The 5,367-nt window shown below is 39.1% G+C and carries 6 protein-coding genes; 3 read left to right on the plus strand and 3 right to left on the minus strand.

The genetic code is table 11. The annotated features are described in order from the left end of the window. Positions 1–161: 161 nt before the first annotated feature. The 3 genes from EXN75_RS16880 (at position 162) to EXN75_RS16885 (ending at position 1,487) form a co-directional block, all read left to right on the plus strand. Positions 162–752: an HU family DNA-binding protein gene (locus EXN75_RS16880; protein WP_134844704.1), complete on the plus strand. Its 591-nt coding sequence runs from the start codon at positions 162–164 to the stop codon at positions 750–752. 63 nt (positions 753–815) lie between these two features. Beyond that, positions 816–911, plus strand: coding sequence for a smalltalk protein (locus EXN75_RS17915; RefSeq protein ID WP_158570188.1), 96 nt, complete (start codon positions 816–818; stop codon positions 909–911). Between the two features lie 165 nt (positions 912–1,076). Then, on the plus strand, positions 1,077–1,487 hold the full coding sequence (locus EXN75_RS16885; protein WP_134844705.1) for an N-acetylmuramoyl-L-alanine amidase: 411 nt from the start codon (positions 1,077–1,079) through the stop codon (positions 1,485–1,487). Positions 1,488–1,574: 87 nt separating this feature from the next. Here EXN75_RS16885 and EXN75_RS16890 read toward each other — a convergent pair whose 3' ends face one another. The 3 genes from EXN75_RS16890 to EXN75_RS16900 form a co-directional block, all read right to left on the minus strand. After that, entirely contained in the window at positions 1,575–2,591 is a 1,017-nt protein-coding gene (locus EXN75_RS16890; RefSeq protein WP_134844706.1) for a nucleotidyl transferase AbiEii/AbiGii toxin family protein, read from the minus strand. Then, positions 2,560–3,306: a DUF6088 family protein gene (locus EXN75_RS16895; RefSeq protein ID WP_134844707.1), complete on the minus strand. Its 747-nt coding sequence runs from the start codon at positions 3,304–3,306 to the stop codon at positions 2,560–2,562. The genes EXN75_RS16890 and EXN75_RS16895 overlap by 32 nt, the downstream gene beginning before the upstream one ends. A gap of 421 nt (positions 3,307–3,727) precedes the next feature. Next, on the minus strand, positions 3,728–5,266 hold the full coding sequence (locus tag EXN75_RS16900) for a hypothetical protein (protein WP_134844708.1): 1,539 nt from the start codon (positions 5,264–5,266) through the stop codon (positions 3,728–3,730). Positions 5,267–5,367 lie beyond the last annotated feature (101 nt).

Raw genomic sequence — 5,367 nt, forward strand, 5'->3', positions numbered from 1 at the left:
ATTCTCATACATGTCAGCCAAGACTTTTAGTTTAAAGTCTAAACTGTAATTTGCACGTTCATTCTTTTTGCTTTCCATTTTACTTTTTTTAAGTTAAAATGGTGTACACTTTTTCTGTAGTAAGACAAACAGTAATTAACCACTTTCAATAAACAGTAATTATGATTTTATTTAAATTATCTAAAAACAAGAACCCGAAAATTCAAAAGGCGTATGGCAAGTATTATGCCCGCCCAGTAGTAACTCAAACCGTCAATCTCAACGGACTCGCTGAACACATGACCGAACACAATACGGGTTTCTCGCCCGGTGCCACCAAGGGTTTGCTCACCGACATGGTGAAGTGCATCAAGGAGTTGGTGCTCCAGGGTTTTGCAGTGAAAATCGATGACCTGGCCATCTTCTCCATCGGTCTGAAGACCAAGAAGGGTGCTGATAGTGAGGATGATTTCTCTGTGGCGAAGAACATCGAAGGCGTAAGACTCCGTGCCCGTGCTACCGGTAATCTGACCAGCAACAAGCTCGACATCCAGGCTTCCCTGAAGAATGCTTCCAACCTCCTCGCCGAGGATTCTGGCAAGACCACTACCCCATCTGGTCCTGACAGCAACGGAGGCGGTTCGGGTAACAACGATCAGAACAAAGACAACTCCCAGTCTGGTGAAAACAAGGATAACACCCAGTCTGGCGGCGGAAACACAGACAACTCGCAAACTGGCGGTTCAGACGGCGGTGAGGACAACGAACTCTAACCGTCCTCACTGAGTCTTGAGAATGAATTCACAAAATTATTAACCACTTAAAATTTGAACAGAATGAAGAATGTAACATTGAAGAACGTGATCAATTTCATCATCACAGTATTGACAGCAATTGCCAGCGCTTTCTGCGTTTCCAGTTGCAGAGGATAGCGGTCCTATTCTGCTACTTACTGAATCAGGATTAACCACTATTTTTTCAGAAGGAGGGAATTGAGGAGTTATCTCCTTTTTCCTTCTCTACCAATAAAATTTAAGAGTATTAACATTTAAAACAGAAAACGGTAAAATTATGAGTAAAAACAAGAGAAATATTCGCTGATTGTACTTCATTGCAGTGCAACGCGAGTGAATCAGAACTTCACGATAGAGCAGTTGGAAGCGTGTCATAAGGCAAGAGGTTTCCAGACTGTAGGTTATCATTACTACATCACGAAGGATGGCACGCTCTATCCGGGTCGTCCGGAGAGTCAGATGGGAGCCCACGCCAAGGGTTTCAATGCCCACAGCATCGGCATCTGCTATGAGGGCGGTCTGGACGAGCACGGTCGCTGCAAGGACACCCGTACCTTGGCCCAGAAGGTTACGATGGAGGAATTGCTCCAGAGCCTCTGCGTTGACTATCCTGATGCCGAGATTTTAGGTCATCGCGACTTGCCTGGCGTCCACAAGGAATGTCCCTGCTTCGACACCCGTGCCTGGCTCAAGGAAATCAATTTCCACATTTAGAAGGAAATCATAAAGAAGTGGGTGTATCGGAAGTCATATCCTGTACACCCATGAATGTCCCACTTTTATATGATGGAGCAAAAGTCGCTAAAAGGCTTTTCTAAACCTATCTTGCAACTCCTTGATTCGCTCTAAAAGTTTTTCGAAAGATAAAGTCTGACCATAGATAAAGTGGTTACACATCTCTGCATAATCACCCTCCCAATCCTTCATCAACCCTTGACGAGGAACGAAATCAATCTCACTCGGCATCAACTTAGAATAATCTACATACCCTACAGCATAGTATATGGAACGATGCTTAACAATACGCTCATACAAGTCCATATCCAGCAGGGCTTGTTTGCCAAATTCTGTATCCATCAAGCGTTCAAGATCATAAAGATGTCTTGACATTCGGACATAACGAGGAGTCTGTTTCTGAAACTCCTCACATAGCAAGAATGCCTTCTCCAGGAATGTTCGTGTAGGCACAACAGTCCTTATAGTAGCTGTAGCCGCCTCATCTTCTCCAGGGAAAGTCTGCTCAATATATGATGAAATCAAACGGTCTTCCGTAGGCTCGTTCATAGACAAGCAACTAATCTCTATCTTTACTCTTGGCGGAATATATTCTATCGTATGGCCAAGCATAGACTCATAATGAACGAGTATGACAGATGGGTCCTTATCACTTGCAACGGGACTTGCCTTACCATCCTCATCAATTTCTTCTACTACATTTTCTATATGGTACCCTTCCACACCAAGTTTCTTTAGATTTTCATCCAACTCTGCTGAAACTGTATCAAGAAAATACCTACGTGCCTTCTTGCGAAGTTTTTCTCGCTGATTCTTTGTCGTCTTCTCTATACCGAAGAATTCATGGTTTACAGATAAATCTATATCCTCACTGAATCTTTCTATCAAATTCCATCCTTTACTGAGACTTGTACCTCCCTTAAAGATGAGTTGATCTGCACATGAACATTTGAAAAGAGCGTTGAGCACAACTGTTACCCACCAGTCCTTTTCAATTGCGACTTGATTAATACGAAACTTTTCTTCCGCACGTTGCAACATTGCTATTCGTTCATCTATTGTGTGATTTAACCAAAGTGTCATAATGCTCGTTTTTATCTATTATATCAGTTATTAGCCTTCTCATCCATACTGGCATAAGAGTAAGATCTTGTACAAACAAGTCTTTATGTTCCTCTTCATTGACCAATTTTCTAATGATAGAAAGTTCTTGATTACCTACATTCTTTTGTCCTAATGTTCTAAGAGCTTGTACAAGAAGCGCTGCCAACACTGTCTTAAAAGCAAAGTTCTTTGGAACACTTCTTTTCAACACTATAGTCCGATTACCAAGAGTCAAGACTCTTCCACTTCCCGATGTCAGATAAGTATATTTTGTCGGCACCTGAGTAGAGAGTCCAAGTTTGTTCAGCGCTGTAACTCCTGAAGGTTGTATTTGCACCTTATCTCGCTGGGCAATAGCCATCACCATTTCGTCTATTGATGGATAGACTATCCCAAATCGGGTATTCTTTGGGCGAAGATAAACCCCATTAGCTAATCGAACTATATTTCCCTTTTTTTCTTCTACCGAAAGCGCACGACTTACCACCTTCTCATTATCATTGATGTCCGAGAAGTCTGAGATGAAGAGAATCTGCCCTTCACTTGTCTCGTATATACGGTTTGCTATTTCTGCCATATCGTTCCCTTTCTTTAATGGTGCAAAAATATAAAAAATCAGCGATATGCGTAACACGCCACTGATTAAATTAACTTTTTTTATGTAGAAAACTTTGCAAATATTTTCTACAATCACTCATTCTTACTGACTTTTTGCTATCTATAGCCCTCACGGCTCTTGACTAAAAACTGCGGTTCTTTATAGGAAAGATAATCATTCGAATCGGTCTGAACAAAAAAAATGTAGAAAAAGTGATGACGTTTCAATATTTTTATTTATCTTTGCGGTTGTAAATCATTTATTACTTATCAGATTAAGAAAAAACCTTCTCGCAAGAAGAACTTATATAGATAGAGATTTCACAATATTATAACTTTAATAAAAAGAAAAATGCAATTTTCGACTTTTTAAAGTGGACTTTTAACTTAACTTTCGCAGGTATGTTCCATACGGCCTGAACCACATGCGAAATTAGAACAACGAATCCACTTTAAAAAGTCACTTTTATGGGAATCAGCTATTGATTATCTATAAGTTACAAAGACCTCTTTTCTGCTTATTCTATTTCGATTTTGTAACCGTATTTGAAAGGCTTATCTGAGAAAAACCTTATGCGAACCGAACGACAATCAGTCGTTTTTGGATTAGTGAATACTATTTTGAAATTAGTGTCGTCAATTCTTTCAATGGCAGATATGTTTTCGATCAAATCATTATTGTCATCTTGCAGCTGACGAACATAATTGTCTGCCTTTTTCTTTATTTCTTCAGAGATGGCAACAGGCTTCATATATTGGGGCATAATTGCAGCTTTAGTTACAGTTTTAACAATCAACTCTTCATTTGCTGCAACTGCTGCGTCGCGTATTTTTAATGCTATAGTCATTTGGTCTAAATTGGCATATTTTTTCTTGAATTCCTCTGCCATTTTTTTCTTTGTCATACCTGCAGTATATGTTATTCCGAGATGACGACAGAGAATTTTCATACCATCCGTTTCAAATTGATTCTTCTGCTCTGGAGAATGTTCCGCCTTTTTCCTTTCACGCATTCCGAGCCTTATTTCGATTTCTTGTTTCACCTTATCACCTTCATCCCATACAGAGTACTTATTGTGTTGATAATCAGAAACCATCATGCGCATTCTAACAGAATCCTTGATGTCTTTTATTATCTCATTTTCTGAATCGCTGCCAGAATGGAATAAGAAATCAACTCGTGCGTCTTCTTTTACTTGATTTACTTTTGTAGCGATGTCACTATTATGACTTTGGAGATTTTGAGTATTACGACAGTATACCTCCATACCATCATTAAGTGTATCAATTGCTTTAAACGAAAATGTACAAACCGTAGTATCTGAGTTTAAGCGGCTAATCCATTCCACCAATGGCTTAATATACTTTTCTTTCAATTCAAAGGAGACAGTTATGAGTTTTCCTTCAGGGCTTATTGCTGTATGAGTTGCATTCAAGAATGATGCTTTTCTTGCAATAGAAAACAATGGAAAATCAGCATTGTACAGTCTTAAGTCAGTTACCAAATTTCGATTCTCTGCAAACCATGCTGCATAATCTTTTGTTGTGTAGAAGATATTACTTCCAAATAATACATATAAATTTTCAGGTAGAGGCTCTGTACTTAACTTTTCACAAATTGTCCGAACGAGATTCTCGGCCTCTTTCTTTTCGACGTAACGGTTGTATGAATCGAATTCCAATGAAGATACAGGAATGTCCCATTTGTATCTTAAAAGGTAAGGGATTCTTTTCAACTCTCCATTATCAGAAATAAGAGCTTTATCTACCAAGCGATACATCGGGTGAGAAGCATAGCTTCTATATGACATAGCATACGGATATGATACGGCTTGAAGTGTTGGCAACTCCGCATAAAACCATTCCCAACCTTGGACTTGCTGAATAAAGTCTTTTTTGTCTTGCTTGCTATCATACGCCAATAGCTTTACGCTAAAAGATATAAGCAATACCAATACTATGGATACCCTACTCCAAGTATGAATGGTATCCATAGTTCCTGATATAGTCTTGCTTCTCTTTGTTCCGACTTGACTTTTCCTGATTTCTGTAGACACTTTTTTACTTTATAAACTAAAAAGGTAGACACTATCAATTTCATAAAACTGAAATAGTAGACACTCCTTATTTTTCGTTCCTAATTTTATAGACACAATAA

This window comes from Segatella hominis (genome assembly GCF_004535825.1).
Lineage (GTDB): Bacteria > Bacteroidota > Bacteroidia > Bacteroidales > Bacteroidaceae > Prevotella > Prevotella hominis.